The organism is Poseidonibacter lekithochrous (genome assembly GCF_013283835.1).
Lineage (GTDB): Bacteria > Campylobacterota > Campylobacteria > Campylobacterales > Arcobacteraceae > Poseidonibacter > Poseidonibacter lekithochrous.
This window is the reverse complement of the sequence record NZ_CP054052.1, coordinates 2,546,079-2,565,055: the sequence shown is the minus strand read 5'-3', so window position 1 is coordinate 2,565,055 and position 18,977 is coordinate 2,546,079. Positions and strand designations below refer to the sequence as shown.

Sequence of the window (18,977 nt, the reverse complement as noted above, 5' to 3'; positions counted from 1 at the left end):
GATATTAATTTTTAAAGGATTTAATGTGGAAGATAGATTATTAGATTATATAGCACTTGGAGTTTTAATATTTGTTGTTTTAACAATAATATATGGAGGTATGTTTATTCATGACATTCCTTATATGATGGCAAAAAAAAGAAACCATCCTCATACAGAAGCAATACATACTGCTTGTTGGGTAAGTCTTCTTTTATTACATATTATATGGCCTTTTTTATGGATATGGGCGTCTTTATATAAACCTGATGTAGGTTGGAATATGAATAATACCAAGTTTCCTTCTAATTCTGAGAATGAAGAAGAGGAAAATATTAATGCAATAGAAGAAATAGAAGATAATAGATACGATGAAATCTTAGAAGATAATATCAACTTAAAAGAAGAAATTGGATCATTAGAGCAAAGATTATCTATCTTAGAAGATAGATTAAAGAAAGAGGAGGATTAAATTATGGATTTACTTATACTTATAACTTACTTCTCTATTTGTTGGGTGATTTTTAGAATATTTAATATTTCAATTAATACTTGGTCAATTACAACTGTTGTTCTTGGTGCTTTAATTATTCTTGGAACAATGTTATCTATTGTTTCATATTTCCATCCAGCTTCTGTAACTGCTAGAAGTTACTTTATTACAACTCCTATCATTCCAAATGTTAAGGGTACGGTTGTTGAAGTAAATGTACAAGCAAATAAAGATTTGAAAAAAGGTGATATTTTATTTAAAATTGATCCTGTACCTTTTCAAGCGAAAGTTGATCAGTTAAAATCTGAATTAAGTTTTGCAAAAAAAAGACTTGCTCAATCTAGAAAACTTGTAAAAGTTTCTGCTGGTAGTAAATACGATGTTGAAAAATATGAAAAAGATGTTGCAACAACTAGGTCAAAATTAGTTGATGCAAAGTTTGATTTAGAAAGTACAATTGTAAGAGCACCTACTGATGGTTTTGTAACTCATTTACGGTTAAGACCGGGAATGATGGCTACAACACTTCCTTTTGCTCCATTGATGACATTTATTCATACTAAAAAAACTAATTACTTTGGTGGTTTTACACAACAACCAATGCAAAATATAAAAGTAGGAAATGATGCAGAGATATTTTTCCCTGGAATTCCTGGTCGAGTATTTAAAGCTAAAGTTGTGAATATTATGGATGCAATTGCAGAAGGTCAACTTTCTCCCTCAGCTACAATGATTAGTGTAAACCCTAGAATACAAGAGGGATTAGTTCCTGTAGAAATTGAAATTACAGATGATATTTCTGGTTTTTATTTACCAATGGGAAGTGCTGCAACTATTGCAATTTATAGTGAAGACTTTCATCATATATCAATTGTTAGAAAGATATTAATTAGAATGATGAGTTGGAAAAACTATGTTAGGTTACACTAGAAAGGTAATATTATGAAAAATTTAATTTTAATTATAGTTCTAATATTTATTACAGGATGTAGCAAACAACTTCCAACTCATGAGGAAGTTGCAAACCAGACTGTAAAAAAAGAACAATTTAATGAGCCTAAAGTTTGGAAACAAGTTAAAGATAGTGGAGCTGTTAATACAGATTGGGTTAAAACTTTTAATGATCCGATTTTAGAAGAATTAATAAAAGAAGGTTTAGCAAATAATAGAGAAATAAGATCTTTAAAAATACAAATTGCTAAATCACAATCTTTAGTTAAAAAAGCAGCCGCAGCACTTAAACCCACAGTTGGATTAAGTGGAAAATATAGCAGTAGAAATAGTGACGCATTAAATGAAATACATGGTGGTGGATTAACTATTGGTTGGGAAGCAGATATTTGGGGTCGATTAGAACTTGCTAAAACAGCTTCTTTAGAAGGTGCAATGGCTACTCAATCTGATTATGAATTTGCAAGACAGTCTTTAGTGGCTTCCATTGCAAAAGCATGGGTTATGTTAACTACTAGTAAATTACAAGCTGATTATTCAAAAGATATAGTTAAGTTATTTGAAAAAGAATTACAAATAATGAATGTAAAACACGAGGTTGGGCAAGTTGATAAAAAAAATGTTTATCTTGCAAAATCAAACTTGAGTTCTGCTAAAAATGCTTATTCTATGGCTTTAACTTCTATGGAAGATTCTCAAAGAAATCTTGAGTTACTTTTAGGACGTTATCCTTCTGCTTTAATTAAAGGAAATAATAGTTTAAGTAAATTAACTTATTCTATTCCTTTGGGAATTCCTTCAGAAGTATTAGAGAGACGACCTGATTTAGTTGCTGCTGAGCAAAGAGTTGCCGCAGCTTTTTATAAACAAAGAGAATCAGAATTATTACATTTACCGAAGTTTTCTTTTTCAATTGGGGCTTCTATCAATAATTTGACAAATGCGGCATCTGATTTACTTGCTGGATTGTTTTTCCCTCTATATCAAGGTGGAGCAATTGAGGCAGAAGTTGATAAAGCAACAGCTGTTCAAAAACAATCAATTGAAGATTATGCTCAAAAAGCACTAGTTGCTTTTAAAGAGGTTGAAACATCATTGTCTTTGGAAGAAAAACTATTAGAACAAGAGAATTATTTAAAAGAGATAGTTTCTGATAACAAAAATTCATTACAACTGAGTAAAGTTGCTTTTGAAGTTGGAAGTGTTGAGTATTTAGAAGTTTCGCAATTAACTAATAGACTAATTGCTTCAGAAATTTCATTAATTGATATTTCTAGTAAAAGAATATTTAATAGAATAAATCTTCATTTAGCCCTTGGTGGAGGATTTGAAGATACAAAGTAAAATAAAAAATCAAAAGATTTAAAAGTCTTTTGATTTTAATTTTTAGTTACAAGATTTTTCAACTTGTAATTTTTTTAGATCTGCTAATCTATTTTTTGCAGATTTTATAGCTTCACTATATTCCATTCTATTTCCAATTCCTAAATCTCCTAAAATACCTAAGATGTACTCTTTGTCAATTTTATCGTTTTTATAATATGCATTTTTCAAGAAATTCTGAGCTTTGTCTATTTCTATATCTATTGCTTTACAAGTTAAGTATTCACTTTCCATACCTGTTACATTTTGAAGTCTTCCATATCTTTTTGTTGAACAAGCTGTAAATATACTGGCAATAGTTACAATTAGAAGAGTTGTTAAAAGAGTTTTTTTCATGATGGTCCTTTTATTTTTTTCATTATAAATTTTTTATATGTGTAAAATATGTGAATTCAAAATAAGGCATAAATTTTGATATACTTGTTTTTATGAAAAAAGAAGAATTCAAAAATATAAAACTATTATATGTAGAAGATGAAGCATTGATTCGTGAGAATGCAGTAGAGTATTTAAGTAGATATTTTGATAATGTTTATGAAGCAAAAGATGGAATAGAGGCATTAGAACTTGTAAGAGAAGTGAAACCTCATATTATTATTACAGATATTAATATGCCAAATTTAAATGGTTTAGAATTAGCCAAAGAAATTAGACGTGAGGATAAAAAAACTCAAATTATTATTGCAACTGCTCATACAGATACAGATTATTTAATGGAAGCTGTTGAGTTACATCTTGTTAAATATATGATTAAACCTATACTTGAATCAAAATTAATGCCAGTTTTAAAAACTTGCATTTCAAATATAAAAGAAGATGTTTCTAATATAAAAAAACTCTCGTCTAATACTTGTTTTGATACTTTTAATAAAACTTTATTGGTTAATAATGAAATTAAAAAACTTACAAAAAATGAAATACTTTTTTTAGAATTACTATGTATTAATTCTAATAGAGCTATTTCTTATGAAGAAATACAAAACTATATTTGGTATGACTCTTATATGAGTGGAGATGCTATTCGATGTCTTGTTCGTGCTTTACGAAAAAAACTTCCTTTAGATGCAATTGAAAACCTATCTGGAATAGGTTATAAAATCAATTTTATTAATTAACATTATTTCAACATATTATTTCAATATCATAAAAATAAAAGGCTGTCCTTGAAGTACTTATTTCTAATACTTATTTTTATGAATACATTATTCGCTTATACAAAACAAGATATTATCACTAATATTTATGTTTCAATGGAGGGGAATAAATATATAGATATTCAAGAAGCAGAGTTTGATAATAGTTTAGAAAAGCTTGATTTTAAAATAGTATTAAATAAAAATGCTTTAGAGGATAAGAAATACTACTTACGTTTTACTCATAACTATCAAAATATAAAAGATATAAATGTTGATGCTTTTAGGGATGATAATCAATTAATTGTTGAGTTGAAAAAAACTATGCCTAAAGATATTATTTTAAATATGGATAGTAGCTCTACAAAAAGCTCCTTATATTTAACTCTAGATCTATATGATGAAGAAGAATTCAAAAGTATTTTGGATACAGAAAAACTTCTGTTTGGTTTGGCTTATGGAATAATATTCTGTGCTTTTTTATATAATTTTGTACTTTTTCTTTTTAACAAAGAAAAAAGCTTTTTATATTACTCTTTATTACAATTTTCACTTTTATTTTTTTTATTAAATAATACTATGACTCTGGATATTTTCAAGCCAATATATGAATATATTCCTTTAGCTGATGTTTTAGGTCAATTTGCTTTAATTTTTGCAGTTTTATTTAATAGATCTTTTTTAGATTCAAAAAAATATATTCCTAAACTTGACAAAGTTCTTATATTTTTTCTGATTTTATTAATCATTGATACATTCTTAATTGTTTTTAATGAAACGGCAATAATTGATGGTTATCTTCCTACTAGTTTATTACTTGGTATTTTGGTTTTATCTTCTTTTATGGTTTATCGTCAAGGGTATAAAATAGCTCTATTTTATATTTTAGGGTGGAGTATTATTTTTATATGTGTATTTTTAATAGAGTATGATTTTTTAGATTATCCTGATACTTATGCCTTACATTTTGGTATTCCTTTAGAATCTTTGATTCTATCTTTTTCTTTGGCTTATAAAATGAAACAACTAGAAAATAAGCAACTATTACATGAGCAGATGTTAATTCATCAAAATAAACTGGCTTCCATGGGAGAAATGATAAATAATATCGCTCACCAATACAGACAACCCCTAACTCATCTAAGTTATGTTCTTATGAATATAAATAGTGCACATGAGCATGGGGAATTAGATAAAGAATACTTAGATAAAAAAATGAAACAAGCCAATTCTCAACTAGAGTTTATGTCTGAAACCATTGATAACTTTAGAGATTTTTATAAACCCAAAAAAGAGAAAGAATTATTTACTTTGATTGATGCAATTGCTAGTGCAATAAATATTATAAAACCAATACTTGTAGAGAATAAAATATTAATAGAAGTAGATATTGATGAGTCAAAAGAAATTTTAGGTTATAAAAATGAGTATTCACAAGTAATATTAAACCTTATAAGTAATGCAAAAGATGAGTTGATAAATCAAAAAATAAAAGAACCATGTATTAAAATAAAAATGGATAAAAATAAAGTATTAGTAATTGATAATGCAAATGGAGTTAAACAAGAGTTAGTAAATAAAATATTTGAACCATATTTTACGACAAAAGATAAAAGTAGTGGAATAGGTCTATATATGTCAAGTATGATAATTAGTGAGCATTTTGAGGGAAAACTATATTTAGAAAACAGTACAAAGGGAGCTTCTTTCATTATAGAAATTTAACTACATATTCTTTATATATATTTTAAGTATTATAAGGTTAAAGTTAAGAAAAAAAGAGGCTCTTATGAAATATATCAATAGCATATTATTTTTCTTTATTATTATATCTTTTACAGCTTGTTCTTCAAAAAAAGAAATAAGTCTAAACTCTCAAATAAACTCAATATCTTTAGATAAAAATATATCAATAGCAAATGTACCAAAAACTGTAAAATCTCCTATTTCTATTGGTTTAGGTCTTGGAGGATATGTATCTAAACATGTTGGAATTAATGTAGGTACAAGTGTTCGACCAGATATTAAAAACAGTGATGCCTTGAATTTAAAAAGAGGAATTGAAAAATTTAATATTAATTTAGAAGAGCTAGTATTTAGAGGTTTCTCAAGAGCAATGAATGAAGATAAGTTTTATAAAAACAAATTTGTTCCCTTTGGTGCAAATCATACTATTCATCTTTTTGTTTCAAAATATGAAATGGATGATTCTTTTATTTCCTCTACTGCTTATGCAAAATTATATATAGAATTAAAAGTATTAGATCAAAATGATAATGTGCTTTATACAAATTATGAAGTAAATGATTCTATTGATTCGTCTTTTTCTCAAGCTGAGATTTATTCAAAAAAACAATATTTAGAAAAAGCACTAAATGATGCGATTTTAAATACCTCAAAAAAACTCATAAAAGAAATGAAAAGTAAATAAACTATTTTTTGTAATTTTATACAACTTAATATAATTCAAATACAATAAAATTGTAACTTTAAAGTGACTAAATGGTACTATGCAGGGTTTGATTTTTAAAAAAAGGATTATTTTGACTAAGTTTTTCAAAACTTTTATGCTGTTAGCAATTCTACCTATTGCTATATTTGCAGCTGATGCAAAAGATAATTCTGTTACCTTTGGAGCATTAACACTTATTCCGCCTTTAGTAGCGATTGTGTTAGCCTTTGTAACTAGAAATGTTATCTTTTCATTATTTATGGGTATCTTTAGTGGTACATTTATGGTAAATGTTAGTGGTTCGAATATTTTCGCATCATTCTTCAATGCTTTCGTTGACATGTCAGGAAAAATGGTAGGTTCTCTTGCTGATTCTTGGAATGCTGGTATTGTTCTTCAAGTTTTAACTATCGGTGGTATGATTGCTGTTATTACTAAAATGGGTGGACCTAGAGCTATTGCTGAAAAATTAGCAGCAAAGGCTAAGACTCCTGCATCTGCACAAGTTTATACTTGGATTATGGGTTTCTTTATCTTCTTTGATGACTATGCTAACTCACTAGTTGTGGGTCCTATTATGAAACCAGTAACAGATAAGTTAAAAGTTGCTAGAGAAAAATTAGCATTTATTATTGACTCTACTGCTGCTCCTATTGCTGGGCTTGCACTTATTTCTACTTGGGTAGGATATGAGTTATCTTTAATTAAAGATGCTTATGTTGCTATTGGTCAGCCAGAAGTTAATGCTTTTGCTGTATTTGTAGAGACTTTACCATATAGGTTCTATAATATCTTAATGCTTGCATTTGTATTTATTTCTGCATTTACTTTAAGAGAATTTGGACCAATGCATGCAGCTGCTAAAAGAGCTCATGAAACTGGACAAGTAACAGATCCTAAAACTGACAGTACATTAATGAACCAAGAAAACTCATTTATGTTACCAAAAGAGGGTGTTACTTATTCTATTTATAATGCAATTGTTCCTATCTTTACTCTTATTATTGTAGCGATTGTAGGATTCTATATGAATGGTGCATCTGCACTTGAAGGTGAGTCTTTAAAAATATTAGAAGCTGCTCCTTATTCATTTGCTGCAATTAGAGAAGCATTTGGTGCTGCTGATGCATCTATTGTAATCTTTGAAGCTGCATTATTAGCATCATTAGTTGCTATTGGAATGGGTTTACAACAAAAGATTTTCTCATTACATGAAGCTATTGAAACATGGGTTTATGGTGTAAAAGCTTTAGTTATTACAGCTGTAATTTTAATCCTTGCTTGGTCTTTATCTGCTGTAATGAAAGAAGTAGGAACTGCCGCTTATTTAGTAGCTGTATTATCTGATGCAACTCCGCAGTTTATTTTACCAACTATTATTTTTATTCTTGGTTCTATTATTTCGTTCTCAACAGGAACATCTTATGGAACAATGGGGATTTTAATGCCATTAACTATTCCTTTAGCAAATGCAATTGGAATTAATACTGGATTAGAAGGTGCTGATTTACATAGTTATATCGTATTAAATGTAGGTGCTGTATTAACTGGTGCTATCTTTGGAGATCATTGTTCTCCTATTTCTGATACATCAATTTTATCATCTATGGCTTCATCTTGTAATCACATGGATCACATCTCAACTCAGTTACCATACGCGTTATTCGTAGGTGCTGTTGCTATTTTATGTGGATATTTACCAGCTGCGTTTGGTGTATCTGTATATTTACTACTACCTCTTGGTTTAGCAGTAATGTATCTAGTTATAAGATTCTACGGAAAACCTTATATGGATTAATAAAAAGAAAGGAATTTAATTCCTTCTTTTTATATCCTATTTAATAATCTATCTAAAAGTGAAGTGCTTAGGATTCGTTTGAAGAAACCTAAAATATGAGTAGCTTTTGTCACATAATATCTTGGTTTTGGTTTATTTGCTTTCATAATCTCAAAAACAATTTCTGCCACTGAAGTAGCAGGTAAGTTAAATGGCGTATTATCTTTGTCATTTTCAAGTCTAACTTTTAACTCTTTTTTATAAACTTCTGTAAATGGACTATCTTCTATATCTATATTCGCATTGAATTTTTTTAGAGCATTTTCTCTAAACTTTGAAGTAACTGGACCTGTGTTAATTGTAGAGATATAAATATCTGTTCCTAAAACCTCTTGTCTCATTGTATCTGCAAGTCCTTCAATAGCATACTTACTAGCATTGTAAGCACCTCTGAATTTAAGTGAAATAATACCTAATACTGATGAGTGTTGGATGATTTTTCCATAACCTTGCTCTCTGAAGATTCTCATAGCTTGAAGTGTAACTTCATGTAAACCAAATACATTAGTTTCAAACTGTTCTTTTAGAGTATCTACACTCACATCTTCAACTGCTCCTGGTTGTCCATATCCAGCATTGTTAAATACAGCATCTAGTTTTTCATCTCTTTGCATAATGTGATGAATTGCAAGTGTTATGTCTTCTTTTATTGTTACATCAAGTTTTCGAGCGTATTCAAAACCTAGAGCTTTTAGTGACTCTACATCTTTTTCATCTCTTGCAGTTGGATATACTTTGTATCCATTGTCTCTTAGTGTAATAGCTGTTTGAAGTCCTATACCTGTTGAACATCCAGTTATTAATATATTTTGCATATGTATCCTAATTTTATAAGCTAGTAATTTAAAAAAGAAGTATTATATCAAAAATAATAAAAGCTTATTGTTTGTAGAAGCCTTTGTCTTTTGAGTATTCAAGATTTATATCTAAAATCTCGCTCCATTTTTTTGCAGTATTTTTAAAGAAGTCTGTTTTTTGTAGTTTTTTGAAAGCTAATTTCCATTTTTTGACATCTTTTCTTGATGTTTCTTTTGAGATCATAATATAACTATCAAACTCTTTGAATACATAAGAGTCTTTTATTTTATCCATAGATATATTTGCTTTTTGCATAATAAATGGAAACTCTAAACTAGAAGAGGTTAATAAATCTATTTTTCCAATCATTAGTTTGTTTACGTTTTCTTGGTGATTTAATACATCTGAAACTATAAGACCTTTATCTTTGAAGTATTTAGATCTCCAGTCGTTTTGCATGGCACCAATTTTTAGTTCTTGTTTTTTGATATCAAGTGCAGTGGAAACTTCGATATTTTTAGTAGCTTTTGAGAATAGAATATGTTTTTTTGTAACAATTGGACCAATAAAATGAAAACCTTCTTTTATTCTTTCAAATGTTTTTCCAGCCGTGAATATAACAATATTTGGTTTTTCTAATGCAATATTATAAGCCTTTGTCCATGGCATAAATTCTATTTGAGTATCGAGCTTTAGTTCTTCTTTTAGTTTTTTTACTACGTCAACTGTAATACCTACAATTTCTTGATTTTCATCTAGGTAATTTGTCGGAGGTTCTTCATTTGTGATTATTCGTAGTTCGTTTGCATTTAGGTATATAGTACTAAATAGTATAGAAAATAAATATAAGAAAACATGCTTTTTAATATTCATAATAATACTCCTTTAGTACTTTTTATTTATTATAGTAATTCTTTAATAAAAAAACATAATGCTTTTATCAAAAAATGTGAGTTTTAGTACTCTCCTATGATAATTTGATCCAAAGTTCTCTTTGGAACACAGTGTGTTTGGTCTTCTAATCTATAATAGTTTGTATCTCCATTCTTTGCATCTACAAGTTCTACCTTCTCAACTCCAACACCAAGTGCAATTCCAATCATAACATCAAAAGAATCTGGGATTACAAATAGCTCTTTACATAACTCTTTGTTTATTGAAGCCATTGGGCAAGTAGATAGTCCTTTTGCTTTAGCTGCAAGAGAAATAGCTGTGAAAGATGCTCCTGCATCAAACATTGGGAAACCATCAATCATTCTGTCGTTTAACATCAAAATAAAAGCACTTGGTCTTTCATCTTCACTTTGATCCCATTCTTTTAAGTGTGCAGCCCAAGCTGCTGTAGTAGATAGTTTTAAAACATCTTCTTCTTTTGTAACTAAAATATATTTGATAGGTTGTACATTTTTTGCACTAGATGTGATTCTAGCAAGGTCTAGGATTTCTCTTAAGTCCTCAAAACTAACACTTGAATCTTTTTTGAATCTTCTTGTAGTTCTTGCATCTTGTACTAATGTTTTTAGTTCATTATAATTCATTTAAACTCTTTTTTTTCATTTCTTGATATTATAGCAAATCAAAAATTTTAGGTTAAATAATGACAGATATAAAAGAACTTTTAGACCAAGAAGTATGTAATAGAAACAATAATTGTGAATTAAGCTATGACAAACCAGACCCACTACTAGTAGCTAGTAGATACAAAGACGAATATATAATACTTTTATGTGCACTTTTCGCATATGGAAATGCTAGATTAATAGTGAAGTTTCTAGATAGTTTAGATTTCTCATTATTAGATGCAGATGATAAGACTATTGATAAAGCCCTAGATGGATACTACTATAGATTCCAAAATAGTGAAGATGTAAAAACAATATTTAAAGTCTTTGCCAAAATGAAAAAAGAAAACTCTCTAAATAATATATTCGTAGATGCTTACAAAAAAGAAAACAATATTCTAGAAGGTTTAGATGCAGTAATATCAAAAATCCACGAAATAGCAAACTATAAATCTCAAGGTTTTACATTTTTAGTATCAAGTCCTTTCAAAAGAGACAAAGAAGGAAATATAAAACAAATAGGTAATGCCCCATATAAGAGATGGAATATGTACCTTCGATGGATGGTACGTAAAGATAATCTAGATATGGGATTATGGAGTGGGATAGATACAAAAGATTTATTATTACCACTAGATACTCATACTTTTAAAGTTTCTCAAAAATTAGGACTACTTACTAGAAAAACCTATGACTTGAAATCAGCTATGTTGATAACGGAGAAGTTGAAAGATTTTGATGGGAATGATCCAATTAAATATGATTTTGCTCTTTATCGGATTGGGCAAGAAAAGATACTATAGTTAGTTACAGAGTGCTATAGGTACTTTAAATAGGCAATTGTAAATAGTTATACTTATGTATAGGTTATTACAAAAAAGTGTACTTATATAGAAAGGCTCAATATGGGGAAATATATAAATATCAAAATTCCAAATAAAGATTGTAAAGGTATATACCTATTTACTAATTCAGATATAAGATGTATCAGAGATTCTAAAGAAGCAACAAAGCTACTTACAAATCCTTTTAAATTATAGCTAAGAACAAAAGTTGGAAATAAAACAGGTAAAAAGACATTTGAATTCAATAATAAGAAAACTACTTTTTTATCTGCATTAGAAGAAATATCGAACCAAAGACAAGTAATAAAAGATATTTTGATAAAAGAGGGTACATTAAGACCAAAGAAAATAGCTATTGAAGAGTCAAAAAAAGCTGAAACTTTTTTAGAAGTAGTAAATAGATATATAGAAACAAAGTCTATTTCTGCAAGAGCTTCTACAATTTAAAACTATAAAACTGCTCTAATAACACATTGTAGTACCTTACATGAGTTTGTAATTGATGATATTCAGTCGATGATGTACAAGATATTATTAATAATCAAATGCAAACTAAAGCACCTGCTACTGTTTCATTATTGGGTGATACAATTAAAACATTTGCAAAGAAGATAGGATTAAATTTAGATGGATTAGAGTTACCCGAGTTTGATAATAAGGTTGAGTGTACTTTAAGATACTAAGAAGATTTATAATGCAATGAGAGAATATTCAAGATTGCCAATAGAGGGTGAGGCAGTTTATCAGTATCTACAAGTACTGGTGAGGTACTAGGATTAAAATATTCGGATGTTAATTTTGAGACAAATGTTTTTAAAATACCATCAAGTAGGTCAAAGGGGAAGAAAGATTTACTTTAAATATATCTAAAACTAATATTTCTTCCCCCGTAGTATTATTTAGAATTGAAGTGATACTCATCTTAATCTTCCTTTGTACTTAACTGTTTATAACAGTAATATAGTCTATTATTGATTAATAGATTCAATTTTATATAATAATTATAAAGTGTACATATGAAAGTTAATAAAGCTTTCGTATATTAATTGTTCTCGTCTAATCAAGTAAAAATTTCGCTATCATCAAAAAAAGATAACTGTCTTAATCTTTCTTAGAATCTAGTTGTCTCTCAATAATTTCTTTTATATAAATAATTATGATCTTTTAGTTATAATCATTAAAATTTGATATTGAGGTTACTATGAATTATATTGATGGTGAAGTTTTTACATTAAAGAAAAAAACTAATAAAACTAGGTAGACTTCTTTTTAATATTCTTATTGAGAAAGAAATTGAATATGAATGTATTGGTAAATATGTTAAAATTGAGGATGTAGTTGCTGTTCATTATAATTCAGGCTTAGAATTTAATATAAAGAACCAAGAGATAAGAAAAGGTGATTTTATAATTATTAAAGATAGTGATAATCGCTATTTTAAGAAAGAAATTTTAGATATTGATTTGTATCAAAAATCATATGGGCATGTAATTGTTAAGTCTAAATCTAATGTATATCTTGAATTAGAAAAGAGAATAAAAATTAATCAAAGCTTTTATATTAGAAGAAATGAAGAAAAAGAAATTACTTGTAGTTTTAATTTGATTAAAAATACAAGTAATTTAACAGATTATTATCTTATCTAAATAGAATCATACTACTAAATTAAATTAATTCTTTTAGTTTTAAAACAAATTGATCAAATTGATTCAACGAATCTCGATCATTAGGAATTAAGGGTATTGCTCCTACCCCATTAAAAGTCTCGATAGATTCCACATTAGTTCTTATCTGAGAACCCGCTATTCTTTCATAAAAATAAAATTCTGTTCCTGGATAAATAGCAACTGCAAAAAGAGAATTTTCAATAGCATCTAAATATGTATGCATTTTGTAAATATCCTCTGGCTTGATATGCCTTTCAATTCCTTCTTCAGTTGATTTATTTTTTACTTTGTATTTAGCATCAAAAATTAATTTTATTGTCTTATTATCTTTTTTAATCTTAACCATAGTATCTGGTCTAAGTGATACACTGTATGTAGTCTTTCTTGATCTTGATTCTGTATAATTGTAATATACTGACATATCTTTATTTTTAAAGCATATGCCGTAAGATACATTACCATCTTTGAGAACAATGTCTTGTTGTTCTATAATTATATCGTTACCTAAAAATGAGATTGCTATTTGATAAAATACCCAGTATTCATAAAGGTCAGAAATACGTTTTAAATCAATTGACATAGATTCTTGAATAAATTCATCAAAGACATGTTTGATACCAAAACGACTTCTTGTAAAATGATCTAATATATCTTTATATCCAGCTCTACTTTGTAAAACAGTAGAATTGATAGGTATTGTTTGCATTTGTCCTATATCTTTGAAGAATGGATTCCTAAGTGTCATATGACAAAAAGAAAGAACATCTTCAATTTCCTTAAAGACGTTTTCTGGCAGATTTTTCACACCATTTAATTGGTAAGAAATACTTTCAATATATTCAAAAAAGAATTTCACAAATTGATTTTCTAAAGTATTATAACTTAAATACTTTTTTTTAATTAAAGTTTTTTGAGGGAAATAGTTGTCATTTGAATTTTTAGAGATAAAATTAGTAATAGGAAGGGTTAATAAGTGATTTTTACTTTCATCTATTTTTATGTAGTATTTAGAGTCTTTTGCCAAAGATGAAAGTGTTTTTCTATCAACTTTCGTTATTTTGTGAATATGTTCCATTTTATAATTATGTTCATATTTAAAGTTTGGGTTATTAATTATACGGAGGAAGCTTGATTCAAGATTTTTAGTATGTCCCCATTGTAAAATAATCTGTTTGTAATAATTAAATATTAATAATAGACTAGGTTGAATATCTGTAAAGTCAACTTCTCTCATAACAAAAGAAGGTGAACTATAACTAAAAATTACATTTTTCGATAAACTTTGAATATCATTTAGGAGTGTTTGGAATTGATCAGAACCTGACAGCTCAGTTAGAAATTTGCTACTTTTTACATCATATGTATTACCAAAAAAATATATATTACCAATAAAGTTTTTAATGGCAATAGATGCAAATTGATTTCCCCTTTGCCAATTAACAAAATTCTTAAGTTTTGTTTTTGTTAATTCCTCTAATATAGCATTCGAGCTGGCAGATTCGAAATCTATATAATATGTTTTATTCTCTAATAACTGATTATCGACTCTTATCGTTTTTAATTCATCTTCAAATATTTTCATATTAATCTATAAAACTTGTGTATCCACTTGTGGCTAATTTGTGATACATTTTTTGTAGTTTATTAATAGTTTTAGGAAATAAGGTGTCTTCAGCTTTAATTTTGGAAATATCATCTTGTTTTGACAGGTATTTTAAAATTTTATTTAAAGGTGCTTCAAGCATTGCATAACTACCATTTAGTTTTGGAAATACTTTTTGAACCAATTGATTATCTAATGCAGTTAATTGAGTTATTTCAGTGTTATCAATATATTTTATAGCATTGTTAATATATAGCGCTACTTCATTTGCTGTTCTATATCCAAAATGCAAATGATATTCTTTTAAAATTGCATTTATTTCAATTAGATGTGTTTTGATTTTTGGAGGAAGTCCCTTATATGACTCCATTGTTGCTAAATTAAGTTCAGTAAAATTCGGAAAATCTTTTAATTTATATTGATCATCATCCGTTGGCAGTTCTTTCCCGTAAGTATCTAAGTTTACTTCATTAAATTCTATAACATTAGCTCTATCTAATACTTTTGGGCTAAACATATAAGTACTTTCATCAATATTTACTGTACCAGTTATATACAAATTTGTAGGAAGTTCAATTGAATTTGGAATCTCTTCAAACTTTTCTGAATCAGTCACTAATGTATTCAATCCATTGTATAAAGGGATTGGTTCTTGGAGCATGTTATCTTCTTCCATTCTTCTACTCTCTAAACAACTAAGAACATCACTAAAGTAATGTTCCACTTTAGATAAATTCATTTCATCAAAAAGAACAAAGAAAGGATATTCGGGATTATTTCTTGCTGTTAAAATGAAGTCTAAAAATTTAGTAATATGATATTTTTGTTCTATTAAATTGTAAAAACCAAATAATTCACTACTATCTGTCCAATCACTTTTTACAGGTATAAAACAAAAACGCTGAATAGTATTTAAATCATGAGCTTCAACTTGCTGTTTTACCGTGGTATCGTTTACTGAGACTACTTTGAACGTTTTCTCTCCAGTTTTTTCTAGTTTTAATATATCACCAACATTATAGTTTTGAGATAAATGTTTTGTTGAATCATAGTCTTCACCAGTTTTATCAGTTCTGCTCTTTTTATATCTAGCTCTTATTAATGGACTAGATGCTCTTTGTCCATATACTCCAATTTTAAATTCACCAAATTTATCTTCAATAGTTAAAATATGAGCTTTAGTAAAATTTCCTCCAGAACCACTCTTTTTAAATTTTTCAGCATTTTTATTAAATTCTGCAAGTTCCTTCTCTGTTAATATTGTTGCTAATAGTTTTTGAGGGAAATTAAATCTATCAAAAGTTTTTGGTACTTTAATAATAAATGATTCTGTGTCAACTGGTACATCTTCATCTTTTTCAGAAGTTTCCATAACATTGAATAGTTGAGAAATCTTAGTTTTACCAGTTCCACTAATACCAGATAATAGAACAAAAGGCTTAGTATGCAATGAAAGTGCATAAGTAGTTAATAATGGTGTTGGGAAATAAAAACCTGATTTTTTATAATGTTCATAAAACTCATCTGTACTATTAATTATATTCATTAAATTTTCCTCTTGATTAAAATTTTCATTATATCTTGCTAATTTATGTTTTTTTTCTTTATCCAATTTTGTTTCTACATATTTAAGTCCATTTGAACTTAAGTCACTATCAAGTCTACGTCTAATTTCAGCAAGTCCTGTGCTGGGTTTATTGTGTTTTTTGGCTTGTAGGTCTACATGTTCTAATAAATCGGGAAATTCTTTTGCAATTTCTTCAGCCCAATTTTTAGTATTTGTCCAATCATCAATTTTTTTTAAAACGATTATATATTTTTCTCTGTTAGTCATTTTTCTAGTAGCCTATAAAAATATATTCTTGTACTCTATTTTTATTATCATTTACTTTATGAGCTTGGTTACCCATACTATATGTGTAGTCTATTGCTATTACTTCTACATCTTTTTTGTATTTTGCCAAGAGTCCTATCATTTCATCTTTTGTAGGAAAAGAGTTAGAAGAATAAGAAACTACTAAAATGCTATCTTTATGTTTTCTAAATAGTTTATCAAATGCATCATAAGCACCAATTTTCGTACTGAATGGTGTTGGATAGTTTTTAAATTTTTTTGTTTTTGTTTCCCATTGCATTTGAACATCTTTCCAATCTCTAGAGAGTCCTTCAACAAAATGGTATCTTCTAACATACTCATTATCAGAAGTTGGATTATAGTAAGGAGGGTCTATATAGACTAAGTCAGCTTTTGATCTTAAACTCATTGCATCTTTATTCAATGACTTATTCACTTTACCATTATCAAATACAGCATTATTTAAAATTTCAATAGCAGATAAAAATTGTTCCTCAAATGACATTTTAAGATCTTTTCTACCATCATTATATCTAAACCCAGTATATGTAAAAATACCTCTAGGTCTTTTTTTTGTACATGCTCTTATTAATGCGCTCATCGCTAATGCTTGTTTTGTTTTACATTTAAGCTTCGTAATATTCTCTCGAACTAAATCAATAAATGCATTATCTTCATCTGTATAATAAATATTTTCAAATGTTTGTGAAACAAAACCATTATTATGTTGTTCACCCTCTAATAATTGATTTATATCTTTTTCTGTTAATTTAATATTTGAATTGCTAATTAATGCATTTGAAAGAGTTGTATTCATAGTCATATAATCATTTGTAATCACACTTTTTCCAAGTGTTTTAAACATATAACTAACAATTCCACTTCCGGAGAATAGATCTAAAACAGATTCAAATTTAAAAGGTGCCGTAGCATTAGATATTTGTTTTAATAAAGATTGTTTACTGCCCATATACCTTGTTGTAGGATATTTGGATACTTGTTCTGGTAATTCTTTATACCCAATGTTAACCATTTTTCTAAGTTTAGGAGGCGCAGATACAATTATATCTTCTCCTGTACGTTTATTAGCATTACTATTTACATACCTTTTAGTTTGTACAACAGTAATATCAAAATCTTCGTATAAATCGTAAACTAAAGGTGAATTTGAATTAGTTAGTATAACATGACATCCAATTTCGGACAATCGTTTAACTTCTTTAGCTAATTCTTTGTGATCTTCTTCGTAAAAACCTTCTTTTGTATATCTTTTAAAGTCTTCATACTTTCCTATTGGTAAATATGGTGGGTCTAAAAATATAAAATCTCCTTCTTTTGCATGAAGATGAAGTGTTTCTTTATATCCTAAGTTTTCAAATGTTGTATTACTTAACATCTGAGATGCTGCAAATATACCATCTTCATTAACGAAATTTGGATTTTTGTATCTTCCATATGGAGTATTGAATAATCCTTTTTTATTAACTCTATATAGGCCATTAAAGCATGTTTTATTTAAAAATAAAGTTCTAGCTGCTTTTTCTATATTTGTAAGAGAATTGTAATCTTGAGCTCTCATTTCATAAAAAAATTCTTCTGAGTTTTCGTAAGTTTTTAATATACTAATAATATTCTGTGGTTCTTTAGCTATTGAGGTATAAAGATTTACAAGTTCTGGGTTAATATCAGCTAGTATAGAGTTTTCAGGGTTATTTGCAAAAAAAAGTGCTCCACCACCAAAAAATGGTTCTATATAATTATTATACTGAAGGGGCATTCTACTAATTAATTCAGGTAAAAGCTGCGTTTTACCTCCTGCCCATTTTAAGATTGGTTTTACAAGCTTATTTTTATTTATAATATTATTATCTTTATTATTTACTAGTGTTTGCAATACTATACTACCTTAGATTTGATTTTGTGTATTTTAACAAAATTTACATATTTCTTTTAAAATAATGTCAATTTGTAATAAATATTTTACAACTAAACATATTTTAATTTATGTATACTTTTTCGCTATTCTAGCTTATTTATAGTAAATTCTAAGTTATTGAACAATATCTAATACAAAATTTATAAATTTATATTTGTAAAAATTGTTACAATAAATACCAGTAATAGAAACATTGTCATCATTGTTTTATATAGAGACAAAGATAGATTACACCATTATGAATGTAATCCAAGAGAACCTTATGCGTGCTAAAAATATTGTAGGAGTAAATAAGGATACTGGAAGATGCTTCACTTCTCGTAAAATCACTTCTCTATCAAAAGACTATAAAATCAATGTTGGTCTATTTGACCTAGCCTAGAGAATATTTTCAACTAAAGAGCCTAATCTGACATTATTAGCTTAATTACACCTGCTGAAACGACATAAACTACATTGGTTTATGTCATTTATATGTTATTA

The 18,977-nt window shown here is 27.7% G+C and carries 18 protein-coding genes; 11 read left to right on the top strand and 7 right to left on the bottom strand.

Annotated elements, in window-relative coordinates:
* Nucleotides 1-25 precede the first annotated feature (25 nt).
* From ALEK_RS17730 to ALEK_RS12110, 3 genes are read left to right on the top strand one after another with little or no spacing between them, the layout of a single operon-like run.
* The gene (locus ALEK_RS17730) at nt 26-451 is read left to right on the top strand and encodes a DUF3302 domain-containing protein (RefSeq protein WP_071627746.1); all 426 of its coding nucleotides are present in this window, start codon (nt 26-28) and stop codon (nt 449-451) included.
* A 3-nt stretch (nt 452-454) separates the two neighbouring features.
* A complete protein-coding gene (locus tag ALEK_RS12115; protein WP_071627745.1) occupies nt 455-1,402 on the top strand; it encodes an HlyD family secretion protein in 948 nt (315 codons plus the stop codon).
* Between the two features lie 12 nt (nt 1,403-1,414).
* Nucleotides 1,415-2,767: a TolC family protein gene (locus ALEK_RS12110; protein WP_071627744.1), complete on the top strand. Its 1,353-nt coding sequence runs from the start codon at nt 1,415-1,417 to the stop codon at nt 2,765-2,767.
* Between the two features lie 42 nt (nt 2,768-2,809).
* Here the strand turns inward: ALEK_RS12110 and ALEK_RS12105 are convergent, their stop codons facing one another.
* Nucleotides 2,810-3,142: a hypothetical protein gene (locus tag ALEK_RS12105; RefSeq protein WP_071627743.1), complete on the bottom strand. Its 333-nt coding sequence runs from the start codon at nt 3,140-3,142 to the stop codon at nt 2,810-2,812.
* A 92-nt stretch (nt 3,143-3,234) separates the two neighbouring features.
* Here ALEK_RS12105 and ALEK_RS12100 point away from each other — a divergent pair, with 92 nt between their 5' ends.
* The 4 genes from ALEK_RS12100 (at nt 3,235) to ALEK_RS12085 (ending at nt 8,189) form a co-directional block, all read left to right on the top strand.
* Nucleotides 3,235-3,921 carry a response regulator transcription factor gene (locus ALEK_RS12100; RefSeq protein ID WP_071627742.1) on the top strand — a complete coding sequence of 229 codons (687 nt, stop codon included), beginning with the start codon at nt 3,235-3,237 and terminating at the stop codon, nt 3,919-3,921.
* Nucleotides 3,922-3,969: 48 nt separating this feature from the next.
* Entirely contained in the window at nt 3,970-5,664 is a 1,695-nt protein-coding gene (locus ALEK_RS12095) for a sensor histidine kinase (RefSeq protein ID WP_083574692.1), read from the top strand.
* A gap of 64 nt (nt 5,665-5,728) precedes the next feature.
* Nucleotides 5,729-6,370, top strand: coding sequence for a hypothetical protein (locus ALEK_RS12090; RefSeq protein ID WP_071627741.1), 642 nt, complete (start codon nt 5,729-5,731; stop codon nt 6,368-6,370).
* A gap of 79 nt (nt 6,371-6,449) precedes the next feature.
* Complete coding sequence (locus tag ALEK_RS12085) at nt 6,450-8,189, top strand: Na+/H+ antiporter NhaC family protein (protein ID WP_071627740.1); 1,740 nt, start codon at nt 6,450-6,452, stop codon at nt 8,187-8,189.
* A 29-nt stretch (nt 8,190-8,218) separates the two neighbouring features.
* Here ALEK_RS12085 and ALEK_RS12080 read toward each other — a convergent pair whose 3' ends face one another.
* The 3 genes from ALEK_RS12080 to ALEK_RS12070 form a co-directional block, all read right to left on the bottom strand.
* Complete coding sequence (locus ALEK_RS12080; protein WP_071627739.1) at nt 8,219-9,043, bottom strand: SDR family NAD(P)-dependent oxidoreductase; 825 nt, start codon at nt 9,041-9,043, stop codon at nt 8,219-8,221.
* A 64-nt stretch (nt 9,044-9,107) separates the two neighbouring features.
* The gene (locus tag ALEK_RS12075) at nt 9,108-9,899 is read right to left on the bottom strand and encodes a substrate-binding periplasmic protein (protein ID WP_071627738.1); all 792 of its coding nucleotides are present in this window, start codon (nt 9,897-9,899) and stop codon (nt 9,108-9,110) included.
* Between the two features lie 83 nt (nt 9,900-9,982).
* Nucleotides 9,983-10,564, bottom strand: a complete 582-nt coding sequence (locus ALEK_RS12070; protein WP_071627737.1) for a nitroreductase family protein — start codon at nt 10,562-10,564, stop codon at nt 9,983-9,985.
* Between the two features lie 59 nt (nt 10,565-10,623).
* Here ALEK_RS12070 and ALEK_RS12065 point away from each other — a divergent pair, with 59 nt between their 5' ends.
* The 4 genes from ALEK_RS12065 to ALEK_RS12060 all read left to right on the top strand — a co-directional run bounded on the left by ALEK_RS12065 (nt 10,624) and on the right by ALEK_RS12060 (nt 12,116).
* On the top strand, nt 10,624-11,391 hold the full coding sequence (locus tag ALEK_RS12065) for a TIGR02757 family protein (RefSeq protein ID WP_071627736.1): 768 nt from the start codon (nt 10,624-10,626) through the stop codon (nt 11,389-11,391).
* Nucleotides 11,392-11,493: 102 nt separating this feature from the next.
* Nucleotides 11,494-11,628, top strand: a complete 135-nt coding sequence (locus ALEK_RS17680; protein WP_265734126.1) for a hypothetical protein — start codon at nt 11,494-11,496, stop codon at nt 11,626-11,628.
* A gap of 120 nt (nt 11,629-11,748) precedes the next feature.
* Nucleotides 11,749-11,880 (top strand): hypothetical protein, encoded by a 132-nt coding sequence (locus ALEK_RS17675; protein ID WP_265734125.1) that lies wholly within the window; start codon nt 11,749-11,751, stop codon nt 11,878-11,880.
* A 98-nt stretch (nt 11,881-11,978) separates the two neighbouring features.
* Nucleotides 11,979-12,116 (top strand): hypothetical protein, encoded by a 138-nt coding sequence (locus tag ALEK_RS12060; RefSeq protein ID WP_164072455.1) that lies wholly within the window; start codon nt 11,979-11,981, stop codon nt 12,114-12,116.
* 982 nt (nt 12,117-13,098) lie between these two features.
* On the opposite strand, the gene ALEK_RS12055 is transcribed toward ALEK_RS12060, so the two are convergent.
* The 3 genes from ALEK_RS12055 to ALEK_RS12045 are packed head-to-tail and all read right to left on the bottom strand — an operon-like array spanning nt 13,099 to nt 18,452.
* On the bottom strand, nt 13,099-14,682 hold the full coding sequence (locus ALEK_RS12055; RefSeq protein WP_071627735.1) for a DUF2357 domain-containing protein: 1,584 nt from the start codon (nt 14,680-14,682) through the stop codon (nt 13,099-13,101).
* Between the two features lies 1 nt (nt 14,683).
* The gene (locus ALEK_RS12050; RefSeq protein WP_071627734.1) at nt 14,684-16,537 is read right to left on the bottom strand and encodes an McrB family protein; all 1,854 of its coding nucleotides are present in this window, start codon (nt 16,535-16,537) and stop codon (nt 14,684-14,686) included.
* Nucleotides 16,538-16,541: 4 nt separating this feature from the next.
* Entirely contained in the window at nt 16,542-18,452 is a 1,911-nt protein-coding gene (locus ALEK_RS12045; protein WP_087148735.1) for a Dam family site-specific DNA-(adenine-N6)-methyltransferase, read from the bottom strand.
* Nucleotides 18,453-18,977 lie beyond the last annotated feature (525 nt).